Raw genomic sequence first — 16,745 nt, forward strand, 5'->3', positions numbered from 1 at the left:
CTTTTCTTTTCATCTACTCACAATATACACTCTCATACGAGGCTCTATATACATCTTTTTATCAACAGGTTTACTAACACTTGTGGATGCCTTTTTAAATTTCATTTCTTCATATTGATCCTCTAAATCAAAAATCGATAATTGTCCTTGTTGCTCCATATATTCAAAATGAGTCATCTTCTATTTCCCCTTTCACCATTCCAGCCAGTTTTCTAAGTTTGGTCTACTACATATTTCTGCTCGACTATCTCTATCCTCTAGCCAGTTATAGAAAGGCACAGGACGTTCTCTATCTGCTGTTTCTTCTATAGATGATGAATTAGTCACCTTCTTATTAGAACGCTCTACAGCCTTGTTAAACGCCCCAACAAATACGGCTCTTAATGTACTTGCTACAGTTAATGTACCGTTCACAATATCACGGATAATGTTAACTAAAACGTCCTTAGCGTTCACAAAATCGCGTATATCGTTCATTTTTGTAGCTAAGATACATTTGTGAAGTTGGTCCTTCAATTCATCTTGTAAAGGCAACGAGTGCATGAAATCGTAAAGCATCACTTGGTACTCGTTCATGTACTCCTTTTTCTTTTCAGCTTGCAAAGCTAATTCATTGCCAAGACTCATAATATTATTTGCTTGTTTAGAACTTAAAAGATTAAAAGATTTAGATGCTTGGTTTTCAGATTGTGGAGGGCAAACCGCGTCATTACTCACTTCAACGACTGTTTCTCGATGTTTCAAACTCGATGTATCATCATAGGGTAAAATGCGATAAATGCTAGCTCCTTTGATTCCATTCAACTTTGTCTGCTTCACTTTTTCGATGATGTTTAAGCTAACTAATTTCTTTATTGCTCGCATTACTGTGCTTCTGGATGTGCCAGTTTGCTCGGCAATCGTTTCAGCTTTTAAGTGACATGCACCAGGATAAGCTAATGAGCGACTAGCTAATGCAAAAATGATTGCTCGTTCTGAATCAGTCAAATCATAATAGTGTACCGCCATGTGGCCCTCCACACTCTTATCCATATCTGCTACTGAGTTGAATGTTATGTATTGAGCTAGGTATTCGAATGCCATTTGTTTTTCACCTCTTTTCTATCATCCGTTTTTCCGTATAAACGTTTTATTGATTATTATATTATATACGTTTAAACGGAAAGTCAACTATTTTATTTACGTTTAAACGGAAATGTTTTATAATACAATTAGGAATAATAAACGAAGGAAGGTGCATATAATGGAAATGCGTGTAAAACTTAAAGAGGTATTAGAAGAACGAAATATGACTCAAGGTGAACTTGTAAAAATGACTGGATTGCGACAAGCTGTTGTAAGTGAATTAGTTCATAACCAAAGAATGAGCTTAAAAAAAGAGCACATCACAAAAATTTGTGAAGCACTCGACATTAAACGTATTGAAGAAATAATAGAACTTATTGATAACAGATAACTAACTAGGTTGTCTGTTTTTTTATATGTGCATTTACCTACTGTTTCCTTTATAGTTAAATTGAAGGGAGTTGATCTAAATGAGTTTTCTTTTAGTTTATTTAGGAATGATAGGAATTTTAGTTGGGGTTATTTTATTAGTAATCGGACTCATTAAAAAGAAAAAATTAAAAGGTGGTCTTGTTTTAGGCATATCAATAGCTGCCTTTGTTATTGGATTTATAATGGTCCCAGTAAATAAAACTGAATCCGCAGACGAAACTAAAGATATAGTAAAAAATGAAACTGTTACTAAACCAAAAGAAGAAACTTCAAATACTGAAAATACTCAAAAGGATGAAAAAGTCGTTACTTCTGTTACAAATAAAATTGAAACTAAATCAAACAATTCCACAACTATGAGTGAAGGCGAAAGAAATGCTGAACAATATCCTGCAAAAGCTGGATCAATGCTTTATGATAAAACCGAATCGAAATTTAAAGGCATGGAGTATTATTTCAAAGGTGAAGTAGTTGGTGTTAAATCATTAGAAGGTTTATTTGGAAACATGGAAGATACTCTATTAATTAAGAATGATCAAGGTTATGTTCTTCCAGTTTTTCCTCCATATGAAATAGATGTGAATATAGGCGATACTGTGGAAGCATCAGGACCATTATCAGGTGATGGATATGCAGCATCTGATTTAGGAGTTAGTAATGTAGTAGGAATGACAGGCGCTATGAATGCTACGCAAGTTAGTGTAAATGGACAGATACAATAAACTAGTCACTCAATCGAGTGGCTTTTTTTATACAAAAAAACAGGCCTCATTCGAGAACCTGCTGCTTGTTACTTATATGACTAATCAATAACTTTTCTACTTGAGTCTTTAAAGCTTGGTTGGCATAACGTAATACAACGTCATTGCCAGCGGTAGCGACTTGCACATCACTAAAGTATTCATCTACTGGTTGCCAACCTACTACTCGTATACGTTTTTGTGCAAGTTCTCGTTTGAGGTTAAAATATTCTTGTCTTAGATCCTTTAGCAATGAATCCATCATTGGAAGAAATACCGTTTTCATTTTAAACTGCTCTAATTTACAATAATCAACCTGTAATGATTTAACTGCTAGCTCTAACAAAAGATACTTATGAAGCAACTGTCTTTCGTCGGCTTTAATCATAATAATCAGTGTCCAGTTGAGCAGATTGAACACTATGGAGGGGAATAATCTTTGTTTTAAGTAATGTTTCAAGTATGAGTTCTGTAGTATTAATTGATTTAATTATCCCAGTCCATTGAGTAGATTTACCTGCCGTCCACACTTCTAATTTTACATCTATCTGTTGATTATAAGCTTGGTCAATCGTTTGTTGTATTTCTTCTAGTTCCCATTCGTTTAAGTCTCGACGTTGTATTGTAGTATCTTGTTTGTATTCCCTGAGAACATCCAAATGTTCAGGCATCATCATGGATGCCCATTTAATGTTTCCACGGTCTTTTATCATCCAATCACTCCTATGCTAAATGTCCACCAACTAAACGATCACGGTTTATAGCTGTCCCTGCTCCAGTAAATGACACAGCACGTAATAATGCAGTTGCTCCAAACTTATTACGAATCGCATCCATCGTTGGCCCAATAAGTTGACGTTGTGGCTTTCGCTCATCGAATAAATCTAATTGGATACTGTGCTCCCGATCTAAGTTGGATATCCGGACAGATAACTGGCGCGCTGGTTCTCCAGCAAAGTGTTCATCCAACAACTCAAGACACGTTTTGTACATCACAAGCGTTTCATTGGTTGGATGCAAGATAGTCCTTGAACGATGAAATCCTTTAGTCATAGCATTACGGAACCAATATTTATTGATCCAGAAGGAGATACAATGTCCTTTACTGCCACATCTAGCAATCCAAATATTACTGCTGTTATTTCTAATGGATGGCTTCAAATTAATGCTCCTCAAAGTGCTGATAATGAATATACTACTATTACTTTAACTGCAGATGATGGGCACGGAAATACAGTAGATATGGTATTTACTGCTTACGTTAAGTATTATTAATTACTAATCGCTTTAAACCTCACCAATTTGGTGGGGTTTCTTTTTGCTCATCAGCTCCATATTGTGCAGTAACTAATTAAACGCAGCATAAGCTAGCGTTATTTTTTATGTCAAAAAGAGGAGGAAATTATTACCTTTTGTCGAATATCTATTTTATAAGGTGAAAGGAGGGAAGAAATATTGAAAATTCTTTTTGAATTATTATTAACACTATCTAAATTGTTTTTTTATATTTTTCTTGCTATGTTTATAGGCTGGAATATGAAAGCTAACTCTATAGAGCCTGCTGATGGGAAAGCTGAAAATTTAGCTAATCTTATAGATTTTTTTGAATCTAATGTTTTATTATTCACTTTGCTCATAGCATTGATTGAGATTGCTAATATCTTTTATATAGGGTTTGTGAAAAGTAAAGATGAATTTAAATTAAAGCGAAGGATAGATGATTTAGAAAATAAATTATTAAAATATGAGCAAAGGGTTAGTTTATCGGAAAATGAACACGTAAATAAATAATAATATTATTAATCTCTCCCAATAGAGGCGCGCATTTATATTTTAAAGGTTTGTTTTTTCCTTCCACTTCATTTGTGGAGGGCATTTATTTTGCAATTGTTGGTAGGGTAATCATTGTTTTTGTCGAAAGATGATAAAGGAGTGATGTAGATGAATGATGAAAAAGTTCATTTTAAGTGTGGCTACACTTATATGAAAAAAGGAAAAGAAAAATCAGCAACTTACATTTCACCGAAAGTCAGTCAGAATTTCACAAACCCTAATGTCATCGCTAGTAAATTAGCAAATGAAATTTTTGTTAATACAGGACGGACAGTAAAAACGTTTATGTTTGTTGGAAAAGAACCAGTCAAAAACGATTAAGCACTCTCACATGAGGGTGCTTTTTATTATGCAAAAGAAGGTGATCACATTGCAGAACATCCCACTAAGAGTTATTGATGATGATTTTAACTTACTAGGCGAAATAGATCGATACTCGTCAGTACAGATAGGTATCTCCTGGTCTGATATTGGAGAGCTAGAACTTCAGATTAATCGGTACCTGCAGCATGCTGACAAATTGGTTAAAGGTAATATTATCTTTCCATACAACCGATTAGACCAAGCCTACATCATCAGACATCGGGAAATCGAGTTGGATGAGAACGGCAAACAAACGGAGAACTGGAGAATAAAAGCTTTATCACTTAAAACTTTTACATCGCAGCGTCTTATCTACCCAGCAGCAGGTAAAACTCACGAAAGTATTTCTGGTGATGTGGAAACAGTTATGCGGCATTTTGTATATACTCAGATGATTAATCCAGCTGATCCAGCTCGAATCTTTCCTCGTTTAGTTTTAGCACCAAACCAAAATCGAGGGGTTACGATTGAAGAAAAGTCCCGATATGATCCATTAAACGAAAAGTTACTAGAGCTATCAGAGCTTCATGGTTTAGGGTGGAATATAGAACTGGATCTGCATAATAAACAGTTCGTATTCGTGATAAAAGAAGGTAGAAACCTAGTAGCCAATCAGACAGGATTGCCACAAGCCATCTTTTCTACAGAGTTTGAAACGATTGAGTCACTTGAGTACACAGAGAGTGATCTAGAATACAAGAATTTCGCAGTTGTAGCAGGGCAGGGTGAAGGTATAGAGCGCAGAATTATCTCCATTGGTGATGCTGTGGGTGCTGATCGATACGAGATGTTTGTCGATGCCAGGGATGTATCCGAGGACGACGATGACAGAAATCCACGACCAGCTACTAAAGTTATTGCGGATTTACAAAAGCGAGGTAACGAAAAGCTGGCCGAACACGCTCAAGAAGTTTACTTAGGTGGTCAGGTACTGACTACATCTCGATTAGTGTTTGATGAAGATTACAGCGTAGGCGATATGGTGACGGTTCGTGACGTTGGGTGGGGCGTTACCTTGGATACCAGAATTACCGCAGCGAAAGTGATTTGTGAGTACGGCAAGCGAAAGGTTGAGCTCGTGTTTGATAATGATAAGCCTACCTTTATCAGCAAGATGAGGCGTGAAATCGATGCGTTGAAGTATGAGTTGAAGAAATAGGCTCAAATAACTAAGTAATTTATCTGTAAAAGAAGGAAATTATCACCTTTTATCGAAATGAAAAACTAGATAGAAAGGTGGGTAATGAAATGGACTATGTAGTAACTATTTTAAAATACTTAGAAATTGAGAAAAATATCGAACTTTTGAACGAAACAGGGGAAACCTTATTTAATCTTTTACACAAAGTTTGTGATACAAAATCCATGATTATAAACAGTTATGGCTATAAGGAACAGTTTGGGGGAATTCATGTAAAAAACTTTTCAAATAACGTTGCTGATATTTTTCCTTATAAACATGTTCCTACAAATGAAAGATATAATATAACAGAAGGTTTTAATACTAAAAATAAATATTTCTCAAATGCTTTATGGTTTATAAGAGATAATTCAGTGTCACCACTAAACACAACAATATCTAGTAAAGAAGAAATTATGCCTTATATTATTTATGCTAATGAGTACTATACCTGTTCTGATGGAGACTTAAAAAGAGTTTTATTTACTGAGGAAGAACTTAAGGAATCAACTTATTGGCTACAAAGGTTAAAAGAGCATTCAATAAAAAAGAGTGAAATGGAAGAAATCATGCCTGATAAGGCTATTAATCGAGCTTTGATACCTTATGACGACACTACTAGTTTTAGTAGAGCGTTTTTATATTTAGATATTGCTAGAAGAGAAACGTTTTTACCTGCAAAAATCGCTGGTTATATTACTATTTTAGAAATAATCTGTGCAGTAAAGGGTGAAAATACTTATAAAGTATCTGAAAGGGTCGCTGCATTATTAGGGGTGAATTCGGAAGATAAATTAAATATTTTCCTCAGAGTGAAAAAAGCATATGATTTTCGGTCAAAGTATGTTCATGGATCACATATAAAGTTTACTGACGTTTCAAAAGTGATTGAGGTTAGTACAGATTTAGATGAAATAGTAAGAAAAGTTCTAAAAAAAGTGATAAAAGATTGCTCGCATTTAAATTATTACAATAAACCGAAAGGAAATCAATTGAATTTTGATAGAGTTGATAATGAGTTTGTTAGAATAGTATTATCTAGTTAAAACTAAGAATTTTTACACTCTCAATTGAGAGTGTTTTTATTATACGCTATGAGACCAATCAAGATGGGCAATGTTACTTAATCTCAATGCTTCTCGTGGCTACAGTTTTGTCATGAAAAAAATATTTTTAACCTAAATTTAACGTTGAAAGAATATACTAGAATTGGGGAAATAAATTTTAATGATCTATCGCTGACGGATCGCCGTATGCGATGAAAGTCGCCTGTACGGTGAAGGCTCGTTATAAAACCGATATATAGAGAAGGTATAAGACGAGAATAGCAACGTAAATGTAAACGCGGTTCCATTAACTATAGGTTCTAGTTCTAGTATCCACCAGGTAGTAAGGTCTACACCTTTTGTATTTAGTTTTAATGATGATTTGGCTTGGAGAGCTGCATTTACGAGCTTCACGTTTACTCATAATATGTATGGATCTAATGTCTTTGATTACACAAATGAGGCTAAATTTACCAACGGACAACTTGAGTTTCTAAATCGTAGGTTCCTTCAAGATGGAACTTGGATAATAACTATTAAAGCTACAGGGTACCCAGATACAATTGTCACGGTTATTTCAGGCCTATAATGGTGAGTTAATTTAGTATTAATTAGTTTTATTGCACTCTCTATTGAGGGTGCTTTTACTATAATGATAAACATTTGTCCCATATTGTTCAGTAACAAAGTAAACGTAAGCACAGGCTTAGTGTTTTTTTATTGTCATTTTTAGCAGGAAATCCCTTCCTTTTGTCGAAATGTAGTAAATGAAAGGAGGGATTGGTATGGCAGAGCCAAAGTGTCCTGAGTGTAGTGTAAAAGGATTAGAACATATTATTTCTTAAGGTAGCGAAGAGAAATCTAAAGGTGGAGACCACTGGTTTGATGTTGTATTTTGTGATGAATGTGGCCATGTATATGGAGTGTTCAACAAAATTTCTCTAAAGCCAACGGTAAATACACCAAATTTAAGACCTTTTTCGGACGAATAGAATTTAATATAGAATAATCTTAATTTTAATTACTTAAGTATTTTGAAATAAGCCTTCTACAATTACATGTGTAGAAGGCTTTTATTATGCGCTGTGAGACCAATCAAGATGGGCAATGTTACTTAATCTCAATGCTTCTCATGGTACATTAACATTTTGTCTAAAATATTTAACCTAAATTTAATGTTGATAGAATATACTAGAATTGGGGAAATAAATTTTGAAGATCTACTGCTGACGGATCGCCGTATGCGATGAAAGTCGCCCGTGCGGTGAAGGCTCGTTATAAAGCCAAATAAAGAGAGGGTATAAGACGAGAATAGCGTACCAAATGTAATTATCTCACCACCATTCGAAGACGAATCTGTACATGGGCCATTTGCATCCTATACGAATGTGAATTTAACAGTTGCATTACCTGGTTCTAATGGAACAACAGCAACTTATTCAAATCCTGTTAGTAGTGACCCTGGCGTTGCTACGGTATCCATTTGGGGACCAAATCCTTCTGGACATGTGTATTTGGATGTGAACAAAGTATCAACTGGAACGGTCGATATTACTTTTACTTACACTGGTAGCAATGGGGCATCTGGCACTATAACTTGGACCTTTATTTTTAATTGATTGAAATTCAAAAGAACTTGAAATACCTTAATCCTCACCTTTTTAGGTGAGGATTCTTTTTGCACTTTCACAAGAGAGTGTTTTTTATATTGCCTCCCACAAATATAGTGGAGGGCTATTTTTATACAACAAGACTTAAGCAATGCACTGTGCTGAGCAGTGCTATTTTTTTATGTAGAGGTGAGGGCAGTGGAGCTTTTAGTAATAACAGGGGCAGGTATAGCTGAAAAAGTGGCCAATAGTTCAAATCCATGGATTTACTTATCAATTATATTAATAATCGCGGTTTTGATTGCTGGACGTTACATTTTTAATTACTTAATACAGTTAGATCAATCGCATCGTGATGAATCAAAAGAACGGGAAAAAGCGTTAATGACACACTTAGAACGTTCTAATGAATCACAAGAAAGGACAGCAAATGCATTAGAAGGAATTCATTCAAGTCTTTCGACATTAGAGGGTCGAGTTGACCGTATTGAAAAACATACTTATAACAAGGAGAGTGCATAAAATGGATTTAACAAACATTTTTATGATTGCAATGATGATGGTCGCAATTGTCTTAGCAGTTGCAGAGGTGCTTAAAAAGACGTTTAAACTCAATGCACAATACATGCCAATCACATCAGTAGTGATTGGTATTTTTATTGGTTTGGGTTTGTGGCCGTTAACTGACTATCCAGTGTATATCATGTTGATCGCTGGCTTTATCGCAGGACTGACAGCATCAGGCACCTTTGATTTGCTCAAGGCTGCTAAAAAAGAAGGTGAGCAGTAATGACTTATCCAATTGAAAAACGCTTAATGTCTGGATTACCGAATGTACGTTTAGATAGCGCTAAATATGTAATTGCTCATGAATCAGGCAATCCCAAAAACTGTGGACCAAATGCTTTAGAGAATGAAATTGCATTTATGAATCGAAATAAAGCCAATGCCTTTGTCTCTCACTGGGTAGGCGGTGGAGGAAGAATCGTACAAGTAGCCCCAGTCAATCGCGTGCAATATGGCTGTGGACCAAAAGGAAATCCGTATAGCTATGCCCAGGTGGAATTGGCAAGGACGGCTGATAAGGAACAATTTAAAAAGGACTATGCTGCTTATATTTGGTTGTTACGCGAACTTGCTAAAGAGGCGGGTATACCTGTTGTATTAGATGGCGCAGGTAACGGCATCAAATCACACCGTTGGATTACAAATAATCTAGGTGGTACAACCCATGTTGATCCATATTCGTATTTAGCAAGTATGGGAATCTCTGAGGCGCAATTCAAGTTGGATATTTTGAATGGTTTGGAACAAGTGAAGGGGGCTCAATTTACAGAAGCTAAAGTCATGCTTAATGATACAAAAACTATTCCAGCTGTGATTATAGATGGTAGGACGTATGTGCAAGTGCGCGAGATTGCTGATCTATTAGGGCTTAAGCTTGTTTATAACAACGAAAGTAAAACAACAAAATTGTATGAAGTAAAATGATAAATGCCCAGGTACTCATTAATTTGAGCCTGGGCATTATTTTTTACAATTTTCTTCTTTCCATTTGTCAACAAAAGGTTGGTGATACTTTTCTTCTCCTAATTTTCTTAGCTCTATAGCATCCTCTAAAATTTTTCTAGTTCCAAGATGAATCCTCTTTCCTTTTACAGCTATACTCACTCTATACGTATCAAACCTTTTATCATAATAAATACCTTTTTGTTCTGTACCACTATCTTTGCGCACTTTTTTCTTCAAAAGTGGTATTTGAACATCATCTATGCTAAAATCATTGTATAAAACATTGCGAGCATTCTGGATAGTTTTATTCAATAAACACCCACAAGACTGTGTGCCAATTTGTATCAATTCTCTTGCAGATAAAGTTTTTTTATTTCCGCAATCACATTGACATTCCCATTCAACACTCTGGTTCTTGATACTACCTGATTTTCTTAAAACTAATAACTGACCAAAACGTTTTTTTGTTAAATCGATCACATTAGATTCATGAGCTTTTTCAGATTGATAACATCCACATGAAGTTGTCATACCAGAACGTAAATGATTAAGTTGTACAACTTTTTCCTCTCCGCATTCACACTTACAAAGAAAACTACGTCGCTTTTTGCTTTTCACTTCTTGGATAATAACCAAGCGCCCGAAAGGATCACCTTGCTTTACTTCGATTTTTCGAGGCATAGTTTAACCCTCCAAATAATCAATTAGATTGCCATTTTTATCACATTCAGCTAAATCAACATACAATTGTCCTCGTTGTTCAGCCCACTTCAAATATGCCTGTAAGCTTTCGAATTCTTCTTGAAGTGATTCATCCTCATTAAAGACTTCCGTGAATTCACGAATAGCTATTTCTGTCCATTCGGCCATAGTTTTAACTGCACCGGTATCTTTATTCTTCATATACATTTTCTTTTCCTCCAGTCCTTCTAAACGGTATTTTTTTGGATTTGGTTGTGTAGCGTCGATTGCCCAGCTATTACCAATCTTCTTTGCTTTAATTAGCCCTTGATTACATAGTAATTTCACATGGCTTTGTGATAGGTCCCATAATTCAGCAGCTTCTTTAGAATCAATAATATTATCTAGAATATTCATTTTTTAAATAATCTCCTTTTATGCTACAAAATTAGCAATGATGAATTGTTGGTGTTTAGTAACAATATCCGCAACCTTAGAACCAAAGGCTTTAAAAGTAGCGTTTTTACCATTGGAATGAACTTTGTTGTCTTTTAATGTGATGTATACAGTGTTTAAAGCACCAGCACGATTGTCCTCAATATTGATATAAAGACGATGCAATTTATCGTCACCTCTTTTCCATTCATTGAAAAGGATAGAAACATCACGATGAGCATAACCAGAACCATACGCTGCCTTAATTTCAGCTTTAAGTGATTCTACAGTGACTTTATGAGATTTTTTAATAATTGTCCAAGCCATTTTAAGAGCCTCTGAAAAATATTCTTTTACTTTACCTCCAAATTGAGTAGCACCATTACGAGCGATTTCCCAAGCCATTGTCATTACGTTCATTGTGTTTTCCTCCTTTTGAAAAAATCGTTATCGGTTATTTGTTATTAACAATATAACTCATCTAAAAATAATCGTCAACGATTATTCGGAAAATAATTTATTTTATTTCCAAAAATTTTATCTTGTCAAAATACAAACATCTGTTCTATTATGTATACAAACAAGTGTTCTTGTATAAATTATAAATGAGGAACATTTCACGTATTAGGAGGAACTGTGATGAGAGAACAACTGATTAAAGCTATGCAGCGTAATCAATTAGTAAACATGATGTATGTATCTAAAAATGGGTCTGTAACAAAAAGGCGAGTAAAGGTCATTAAAATCGTTGGTGATTCATTTCAGGCATTCTGTTTCATGAGACAAACAAAGCGTACATTTTTAATCAGTAGTGTTCTTGCTGTTGTTCCAGTTGTTTATAAGGAGCGTGGCGTTGTATGAACTACGAGAATATGCCGAATCGACCAATCATTTGTATCGATATGAAAAGCTTCTATGCCAGCTGCATCGCCATGTTAGAAGGGTTGGATATACTAAAGGACCCAATAGCAGTTGTCGGCAATTTTAATCAACCCGGCAGTGTAGTGTTGGCTGCTTCTCCAGTCATGAAAGAACGATTCAAAATTAAGACAGGGAATCGTCGTTACGAAATTCCTAAGCATCCAGATATAAAACTTTTCGAACCAAAGATGAGTTTCTTTTTACAAATGTCCATGACGATCACAAAGTTAATAGCTAACTATGTACCTGTGGATGCCATACATGTTTATAGTGTAGATGAAAGCTTCGTTGATCTGACTGGCACTGAAAAATTGTGGGGTTCAGCAGAGGAAACCGCAAAAGAAATCCAGCGAGCTATACTTGATCAATTTAATGTACCTTCAGCAGTTGGTATGGGTCCTAACATGCTTATGGCGAAATTAGCATTGGACTTAGATGCAAAGAAAACAGGCTTTGCAAAATGGACTTATGAGGATGTACCAACAAAATTGTGGCCTGTACGACCACTATCTGAGATGTGGGGCATAGGTAAGCAGATGGAAGCTAACCTAAATAAGATGGGCATTCAAACGGTTGGTGGATTAGCAAATGCTAATCTTGAGGAATTAGAAAAGCAGTTTGGCATTATGGGCAATCAATTGTATCACCATGCATGGGGAATAGATTTATCGAAATTGGGTGAGCCTTTGGTTAAAAATCCTTCTTTAAGTTTCGGTAAAGGTCAAATGTTGATGAGGGACTATCACACACGAAAAGAAATATCAGTAGTGCTTCTTGAAATGTGTGAAGATGTCATGAAACGAGCGCGAGATGCAGGGTTTGTTGGCCGCACTATCAGTCTTGGCCTATTATACAGCCGTAATGCTATGACTAAAGGATTTCATCGTTCAAGGACTATCTTGCATCCAACCAATGAAACGCTTGTGATGTACAAAACGTGTCTTGAGTTGTTGGATGAACACTTTGCTGGAGAACCAGCGCGCCAGTTATCGGCCGTGAAGATTGTCACGTCGCTGTTTTTGCAGCCGGTGCCGTGGCGCAGACGGGCAGTGGCTCTGGTAGTGGTGGTGGCGACGTTTATCTCGCTGGTCGCTGCCGGGTGGATTTTTACCGCGCTGATTTATCTTGTGGCATCGGTGTTCTTCCGGCTGATACGTACGGCCTGCTGTCAGCGTTTTGAGGGGCGGGAACCATGTCAAGGCTGATGACTGTGCTGGTTGTGTTGTTATCACTGGCGGTGGCCGGTCTGTTTCTGGTGAAACACAAAAATGCCAGCCTGCGCGCCTCGCTGGACAGGGCGAACAACGTCGCCAGCGGGCAGCAGACGACCATCACCATGCTGAAAAATCAGCTTCATGTTGCGCTCACCAGGGCAGACAAAAACGAGCTGGCGCAGGTGGCACTGCGTCAGGAACTGGAGAACGCCACGAAGCGTGAAGCACAGCGCGAGAAAACCATCACGAGGTTACTTAATGAAAACGAAGATTTTCGCCGCTGGTATGGTGCTGACCTGCCTGATGCTGTGCGCCGGTTGCACCAGCGCCCCGCCTGCACCGACGCCAGTGATTGTCGCCAACGCCTGCCCGAAAGTGAGCCTTTGCCCGATGCCGGGCAGTGACCCGGAGACGAACGGCGATTTAAGTGCCGATATCCGGCAGCTTGAGAACGCGCTGGCACGTTGTGCCAGCCAGGTAAAAATGATTAAACACTGTCAGGACGAAAACGATGCTCAAACCCGACAGCCTGCGCAGGGCGCTGACTGATGCCGTCACGGTGCTGAAAACCAGTCCAGAGATGCTGCGGATATTCGTGGATAACGGGAGTATTGCCTCCACGCTGGCGACGTCGCTGTCGTTCGAAAAGCGTTACACGCTCAATGTGATTGTGACCGACTTTACCGGTGATTTTGACCTGCTCATCGTGCCGGTGCTGGCGTGGCTGCGGGAAAATCAGCCCGACATCATGACCACCGGCGAAGGTCAGAAAAAAGGTTTCACGTTTTATGCAGACATCAACAATGACAGCAGCTTTGATATCAGCATCAGCCTGATGCTGACCGAGCGAACGCTGGTCAGTGAGGTTGACGGTGCGCTGCATGTGAAGAATATCCCGGAACCTCCGCCGCCGGAGCCAGTCAATCGCCCGATGGAGCTTTATATCAATGGTGAACTGGTGAGCAAGTGGGATGAATGATTTTAAGCGTTTTGAAGACCGGCTGACCGGACTGATTGAATCGCTGTCACCGTCTGGGCGTCGGCGACTGAGTGCAGAACTGGCGAAACGTCTGCGGCAGAGTCAGCAGCGTCGGGTGATGGCACAGAAAGCCCCGGACGGCACACCCTACGCACCACGCCAGCAGCAGAGCGCCAGAAAAAAGACCGGTCGCGTTAAGCGAAAAATGTTTGCGAAACTTATCACCAGTCGTTTTTTGCATATCCGCGCCAGCCCTGAACAGGCATCAATGGAGTTTTACGGCGGGAAGTCACCGAAAATCGCAAGTGTGCATCAGTTCGGTCTGTCGGAAGAAACCCGGAAAGACGGTAAGAAAATTGATTATCCGGCGCGTCCTCTGCTCGGCTTTACCGGTGAGGATGTGCAGATGATTGAAGAGATTATTCTGGCTCACCTCGACCGTTAGTTGTGCCATTCCCGACACCTCATCGTCACATTGCCGCCGGTATGACCCGGCGGCATCCTTCCCGTTATGAACACTCTCGCAAATATTCAGGAACTCGCGCGCGCACTGCGCAACATGATTCGTACCGGCCTTGTCGTCGAAACCGACCTTAATGCCGGTCGCTGCCGTGTGCAGACCGGCGGCATGTGCACCGACTGGCTTCAGTGGCTGACCCATCGCGCCGGACGTTCGCGCACATGGTGGGCACCTTCCGTGGGGGAACAGGTGCTGATTCTGGCCGTGGGCGGTGAACTCGACACGGCGTTCGTTCTGCCGGGGATTTATTCCGGCGATAACCCCGCACCGTCTACGTCGGCGGATGCCCTGCATATCCGTTTCCCTGACGGGGCGGTGATTGAGTATGAACCCGAAACCAGTGCACTCACGGTAAGCGGAATTAAAACGGCCAGCGTGACGGCTTCTGATTCTGTTACTACCACGGTGCCGGTGGTCACGGTGAAAGCATCAACCCGCGTCACCCTGGACACACCGGAGGTGGTCTGCACCAACAAGCTGACTACTGGCTCGCTGGAAGTGCAGAAGGGCGGGAAGATGCACGGCAACATCGAGCATACCGGTGGTGAACTCTCATCAAACGGTAAGGTACTGCATACCCATAAACACCCCGGCGATAGTGGCGGCACAACAGGGGGACCTCTATGACTGCGCGTTATCTCGGAATGAATCGCAGTGATGGCCTGACTGTCACTGACCTTGAGCATATCAGCCAGAGTATCGGCGATATCCTGCGCACACCGGTTGGCTCACGGGTGATGCGTCGTGATTACGGCTCGCTGCTGGCGTCAATGATTGACCAGCCGCAGACTCCGGCGCTTGAGTTGCAGATTAAGGTCGCCTGTTACATGGCAGTGCTGAAATGGGAACCCCGCGTCACCCTGTCATCCGTCGATTAACATCGCCTTTTGCTGCTTCATAGCCTGCTTCTCCTTGCCTTTCGGCACGTAAGAGGCTAACCTAGATTTGCCGTTCATAGATTGAGCCTCAGATTAATGTTAAGCGTCTTGCAGGACGCGTAATGTTAACTGGGCTTTTCTTTATCTGCCTTTTGATGTTCATGCATGAGACAGATAGCCTCAAGCACCCGCAGCGATTTTACTTACCCTCCCCTCTAGTTCATTCGATACTACAACTTTATTTTCTTTTCGTTGTCTATATAGTAAATAACATGTAATAAAAGTTAGTCACTGACAATGGAGAGATGCATATGCCCACACTTATCGGAAAAGTGCTTCGTCGATACACAAGTGCTGTAGCAACCCATGTTGACACCCATCTTGAGCAAACGACAAAATATCGTCTTACAGTTGATGCGAACGGTAATGCCACCCTGAACATAGAAAACCCAGAAGTTCAAGCAGACATCATCAAGAAAATGAAACAATTGCGAAAACTACATAACCCTACAGACAAGGAAGTTGCTTAATGGGTCCATTGATTATAACTGTGATTCTCGTGTGTGGTTTTTGGTACACCGAGAATCACTATCAATCGAGAATTCATCACGCAAGAACAAATGGGTGGTCATCCTATTTCTACGTTGCAATGCATGGGTGTCGTTTTGTTGCTCAAGGATTTCTTTTGACGCTCGGGATCTACATGCTTTTCTGGCTACTGAACTCTATCCCACACATAATCAATATTTTCCGAGACAAACCTATAGAATGGCATTTTTTTAATTGGTTACTTGAAACCAAAGTGATGGAATTACCACTTTTTGCTGTCATCACCATCATTTTCGCTTGTTGTATTGCTTACTCTGAAGGGGTGGATGCGCGAAAAGAAATGGAGAATGAAGAAGCGCGCCAAAAGGCTTACAGGGAGATGGCATCAAAAGATTCACTAGAAAACCTATTGATCCAAGCCATTGACACAGAGATGCTGATTTTTGTAACACTAAAATCCAGAAAAGTATATATCGGGTATGTGGCAGCACCACGTGTTGAATTCCACAACAGTGCGCATCTTGAGATCATACCATTCATTAGTGGTTACAGAGATAAGGATTCACTACGCTACATAGAACAACACCGATACTATGATCTCTATCTATCCAAAGAAATCACATTTGAGTCCGAACCATTAAATTTACAACATTTTCGACACGTCATTCCTATCGAACAAATTGAAGCGATCTCGCTCTTTGATGAAAGCACGTACAGCGATTTTGAAAGATTTTCCGAGCCAATGCCTGACACAAAGCAATTACCAGTATAGTATTAACCCTCCCCT

Annotated in this window: 30 protein-coding genes; 22 read left to right on the forward strand and 8 right to left on the reverse strand. The window is 39.2% G+C overall.

Annotated features, from left to right (window positions below; translation table 11 throughout):
- Window positions 1-9: 9 nt before the first annotated feature.
- Entirely contained in the window at window positions 10-177 is a 168-nt protein-coding gene (locus QH639_RS20055; protein WP_281115121.1) for a hypothetical protein, read from the reverse strand.
- Between the two features lie 15 nt (window positions 178-192).
- A complete protein-coding gene (locus QH639_RS20060; RefSeq protein ID WP_281115122.1) occupies window positions 193-1,083 on the reverse strand; it encodes a helix-turn-helix domain-containing protein in 891 nt (296 codons plus the stop codon).
- Between the two features lie 160 nt (window positions 1,084-1,243).
- On the opposite strand from QH639_RS20060, the gene QH639_RS20065 reads away from it, so the two are divergent.
- Together QH639_RS20065 and QH639_RS20070 are read left to right on the forward strand one after the other, a co-directional pair.
- On the forward strand, window positions 1,244-1,456 hold the full coding sequence (locus QH639_RS20065) for a helix-turn-helix domain-containing protein (protein ID WP_281115123.1): 213 nt from the start codon (window positions 1,244-1,246) through the stop codon (window positions 1,454-1,456).
- 79 nt (window positions 1,457-1,535) lie between these two features.
- Entirely contained in the window at window positions 1,536-2,219 is a 684-nt protein-coding gene (locus QH639_RS20070; RefSeq protein WP_281115124.1) for a hypothetical protein, read from the forward strand.
- 46 nt (window positions 2,220-2,265) lie between these two features.
- Here the strand turns inward: QH639_RS20070 and QH639_RS20075 are convergent, their stop codons facing one another.
- From QH639_RS20075 to QH639_RS20085, 3 genes are read right to left on the reverse strand one after another with little or no spacing between them, the layout of a single operon-like run.
- On the reverse strand, window positions 2,266-2,625 hold the full coding sequence (locus tag QH639_RS20075) for a YhjD family protein (RefSeq protein ID WP_281115125.1): 360 nt from the start codon (window positions 2,623-2,625) through the stop codon (window positions 2,266-2,268).
- On the reverse strand, window positions 2,618-2,950 hold the full coding sequence (locus tag QH639_RS20080; protein ID WP_281115126.1) for a YolD-like family protein: 333 nt from the start codon (window positions 2,948-2,950) through the stop codon (window positions 2,618-2,620). Before QH639_RS20080 ends, QH639_RS20075 begins: the two co-directional genes overlap by 8 nt.
- A gap of 10 nt (window positions 2,951-2,960) precedes the next feature.
- Window positions 2,961-3,413, reverse strand: a complete 453-nt coding sequence (locus QH639_RS20085; protein WP_348638163.1) for a DinB/UmuC family translesion DNA polymerase — start codon at window positions 3,411-3,413, stop codon at window positions 2,961-2,963.
- On the opposite strand from QH639_RS20085, the gene QH639_RS20090 reads away from it, so the two are divergent.
- From QH639_RS20090 to QH639_RS20130, 10 genes are all read left to right on the forward strand, one after another.
- Complete coding sequence (locus QH639_RS20090) at window positions 3,333-3,512, forward strand: hypothetical protein (RefSeq protein WP_281115128.1); 180 nt, start codon at window positions 3,333-3,335, stop codon at window positions 3,510-3,512. The genes QH639_RS20085 and QH639_RS20090 overlap by 81 nt on opposite strands.
- Window positions 3,513-3,692: 180 nt before the next feature.
- Window positions 3,693-4,028: a hypothetical protein gene (locus QH639_RS20095; protein ID WP_281115129.1), complete on the forward strand. Its 336-nt coding sequence runs from the start codon at window positions 3,693-3,695 to the stop codon at window positions 4,026-4,028.
- Between the two features lie 150 nt (window positions 4,029-4,178).
- Window positions 4,179-4,391 carry a hypothetical protein gene (locus tag QH639_RS20100; RefSeq protein WP_281115130.1) on the forward strand — a complete coding sequence of 71 codons (213 nt, stop codon included), beginning with the start codon at window positions 4,179-4,181 and terminating at the stop codon, window positions 4,389-4,391.
- Window positions 4,392-4,419: 28 nt separating this feature from the next.
- Complete coding sequence (locus QH639_RS20105; RefSeq protein WP_281115131.1) at window positions 4,420-5,592, forward strand: siphovirus ReqiPepy6 Gp37-like family protein; 1,173 nt, start codon at window positions 4,420-4,422, stop codon at window positions 5,590-5,592.
- An 89-nt stretch (window positions 5,593-5,681) separates the two neighbouring features.
- Window positions 5,682-6,659 carry a HEPN domain-containing protein gene (locus QH639_RS20110; protein ID WP_281115132.1) on the forward strand — a complete coding sequence of 326 codons (978 nt, stop codon included), beginning with the start codon at window positions 5,682-5,684 and terminating at the stop codon, window positions 6,657-6,659.
- A gap of 331 nt (window positions 6,660-6,990) precedes the next feature.
- Window positions 6,991-7,248 (forward strand): hemoblobin-interacting domain-containing protein, encoded by a 258-nt coding sequence (locus tag QH639_RS26555; protein WP_445669074.1) that lies wholly within the window; start codon window positions 6,991-6,993, stop codon window positions 7,246-7,248.
- Window positions 7,249-8,047: 799 nt separating this feature from the next.
- Window positions 8,048-8,278: a hypothetical protein gene (locus QH639_RS20115; RefSeq protein WP_140423002.1), complete on the forward strand. Its 231-nt coding sequence runs from the start codon at window positions 8,048-8,050 to the stop codon at window positions 8,276-8,278.
- 189 nt (window positions 8,279-8,467) lie between these two features.
- Complete coding sequence (locus QH639_RS20120) at window positions 8,468-8,791, forward strand: hypothetical protein (protein WP_004227828.1); 324 nt, start codon at window positions 8,468-8,470, stop codon at window positions 8,789-8,791.
- 1 nt (window position 8,792) lies between these two features.
- Window positions 8,793-9,059 carry a hypothetical protein gene (locus tag QH639_RS20125; protein WP_281115133.1) on the forward strand — a complete coding sequence of 89 codons (267 nt, stop codon included), beginning with the start codon at window positions 8,793-8,795 and terminating at the stop codon, window positions 9,057-9,059.
- Window positions 9,059-9,760: an N-acetylmuramoyl-L-alanine amidase gene (locus QH639_RS20130; RefSeq protein WP_281115134.1), complete on the forward strand. Its 702-nt coding sequence runs from the start codon at window positions 9,059-9,061 to the stop codon at window positions 9,758-9,760. The genes QH639_RS20125 and QH639_RS20130 overlap by 1 nt, the downstream gene beginning before the upstream one ends.
- 36 nt (window positions 9,761-9,796) lie before the next feature.
- Here the strand turns inward: QH639_RS20130 and QH639_RS20135 are convergent, their stop codons facing one another.
- The 3 genes from QH639_RS20135 to QH639_RS20145 are packed head-to-tail and all read right to left on the reverse strand — an operon-like array spanning window position 9,797 to window position 11,317.
- Window positions 9,797-10,462, reverse strand: coding sequence for a hypothetical protein (locus tag QH639_RS20135; RefSeq protein WP_281115135.1), 666 nt, complete (start codon window positions 10,460-10,462; stop codon window positions 9,797-9,799).
- 3 nt (window positions 10,463-10,465) lie between these two features.
- Complete coding sequence (locus QH639_RS20140) at window positions 10,466-10,879, reverse strand: helix-turn-helix domain-containing protein (RefSeq protein WP_281115136.1); 414 nt, start codon at window positions 10,877-10,879, stop codon at window positions 10,466-10,468.
- An 18-nt stretch (window positions 10,880-10,897) separates the two neighbouring features.
- The gene (locus QH639_RS20145) at window positions 10,898-11,317 is read right to left on the reverse strand and encodes a hypothetical protein (RefSeq protein WP_281115137.1); all 420 of its coding nucleotides are present in this window, start codon (window positions 11,315-11,317) and stop codon (window positions 10,898-10,900) included.
- A gap of 219 nt (window positions 11,318-11,536) precedes the next feature.
- Between QH639_RS20145 and QH639_RS20150 the strand changes: the two genes are divergently transcribed.
- The 10 genes from QH639_RS20150 (at window position 11,537) to QH639_RS20190 (ending at window position 16,730) form a co-directional block, all read left to right on the forward strand.
- Entirely contained in the window at window positions 11,537-11,758 is a 222-nt protein-coding gene (locus QH639_RS20150; RefSeq protein ID WP_281115138.1) for a transcriptional regulator, read from the forward strand.
- Window positions 11,755-13,023, forward strand: a complete 1,269-nt coding sequence (locus QH639_RS20155; protein WP_281115139.1) for a DNZ54_00345 family protein — start codon at window positions 11,755-11,757, stop codon at window positions 13,021-13,023. Before QH639_RS20150 ends, QH639_RS20155 begins: the two co-directional genes overlap by 4 nt.
- Window positions 13,011-13,436, forward strand: a complete 426-nt coding sequence (gene lysB, locus QH639_RS20160) for an Rz-like lysis system protein LysB (RefSeq protein ID WP_281115140.1) — start codon at window positions 13,011-13,013, stop codon at window positions 13,434-13,436. The genes QH639_RS20155 and lysB overlap by 13 nt, the downstream gene beginning before the upstream one ends.
- Window positions 13,336-13,581 carry an Rz1-like lysis system protein LysC gene (lysC, locus tag QH639_RS26560; RefSeq protein ID WP_237901548.1) on the forward strand — a complete coding sequence of 82 codons (246 nt, stop codon included), beginning with the start codon at window positions 13,336-13,338 and terminating at the stop codon, window positions 13,579-13,581. Before lysB ends, lysC begins: the two co-directional genes overlap by 101 nt.
- Window positions 13,544-14,011, forward strand: coding sequence for a phage tail protein (locus QH639_RS20165; protein ID WP_281115141.1), 468 nt, complete (start codon window positions 13,544-13,546; stop codon window positions 14,009-14,011). The genes lysC and QH639_RS20165 overlap by 38 nt, the downstream gene beginning before the upstream one ends.
- Window positions 14,004-14,456 (forward strand): phage virion morphogenesis protein, encoded by a 453-nt coding sequence (locus QH639_RS20170; protein WP_281115142.1) that lies wholly within the window; start codon window positions 14,004-14,006, stop codon window positions 14,454-14,456. The genes QH639_RS20165 and QH639_RS20170 overlap by 8 nt, the downstream gene beginning before the upstream one ends.
- Window positions 14,457-14,522: 66 nt before the next feature.
- Complete coding sequence (locus QH639_RS20175) at window positions 14,523-15,158, forward strand: phage baseplate assembly protein V (RefSeq protein ID WP_281115143.1); 636 nt, start codon at window positions 14,523-14,525, stop codon at window positions 15,156-15,158.
- Entirely contained in the window at window positions 15,155-15,409 is a 255-nt protein-coding gene (locus QH639_RS20180) for a GPW/gp25 family protein (RefSeq protein WP_281115144.1), read from the forward strand. Before QH639_RS20175 ends, QH639_RS20180 begins: the two co-directional genes overlap by 4 nt.
- A 311-nt stretch (window positions 15,410-15,720) precedes the next feature.
- The gene (locus QH639_RS20185; protein WP_059340255.1) at window positions 15,721-15,939 is read left to right on the forward strand and encodes a hypothetical protein; all 219 of its coding nucleotides are present in this window, start codon (window positions 15,721-15,723) and stop codon (window positions 15,937-15,939) included.
- A gap of 275 nt (window positions 15,940-16,214) precedes the next feature.
- Window positions 16,215-16,730: a hypothetical protein gene (locus QH639_RS20190; protein WP_281115145.1), complete on the forward strand. Its 516-nt coding sequence runs from the start codon at window positions 16,215-16,217 to the stop codon at window positions 16,728-16,730.
- The last annotated feature ends 15 nt before the right edge of the window (window positions 16,731-16,745 follow it).

The organism is Lysinibacillus sp. 1 U-2021, assembly GCF_029916965.1.
Taxonomy (GTDB): Bacteria; Bacillota; Bacilli; order Bacillales_A; family Planococcaceae; genus Lysinibacillus; species Lysinibacillus capsici.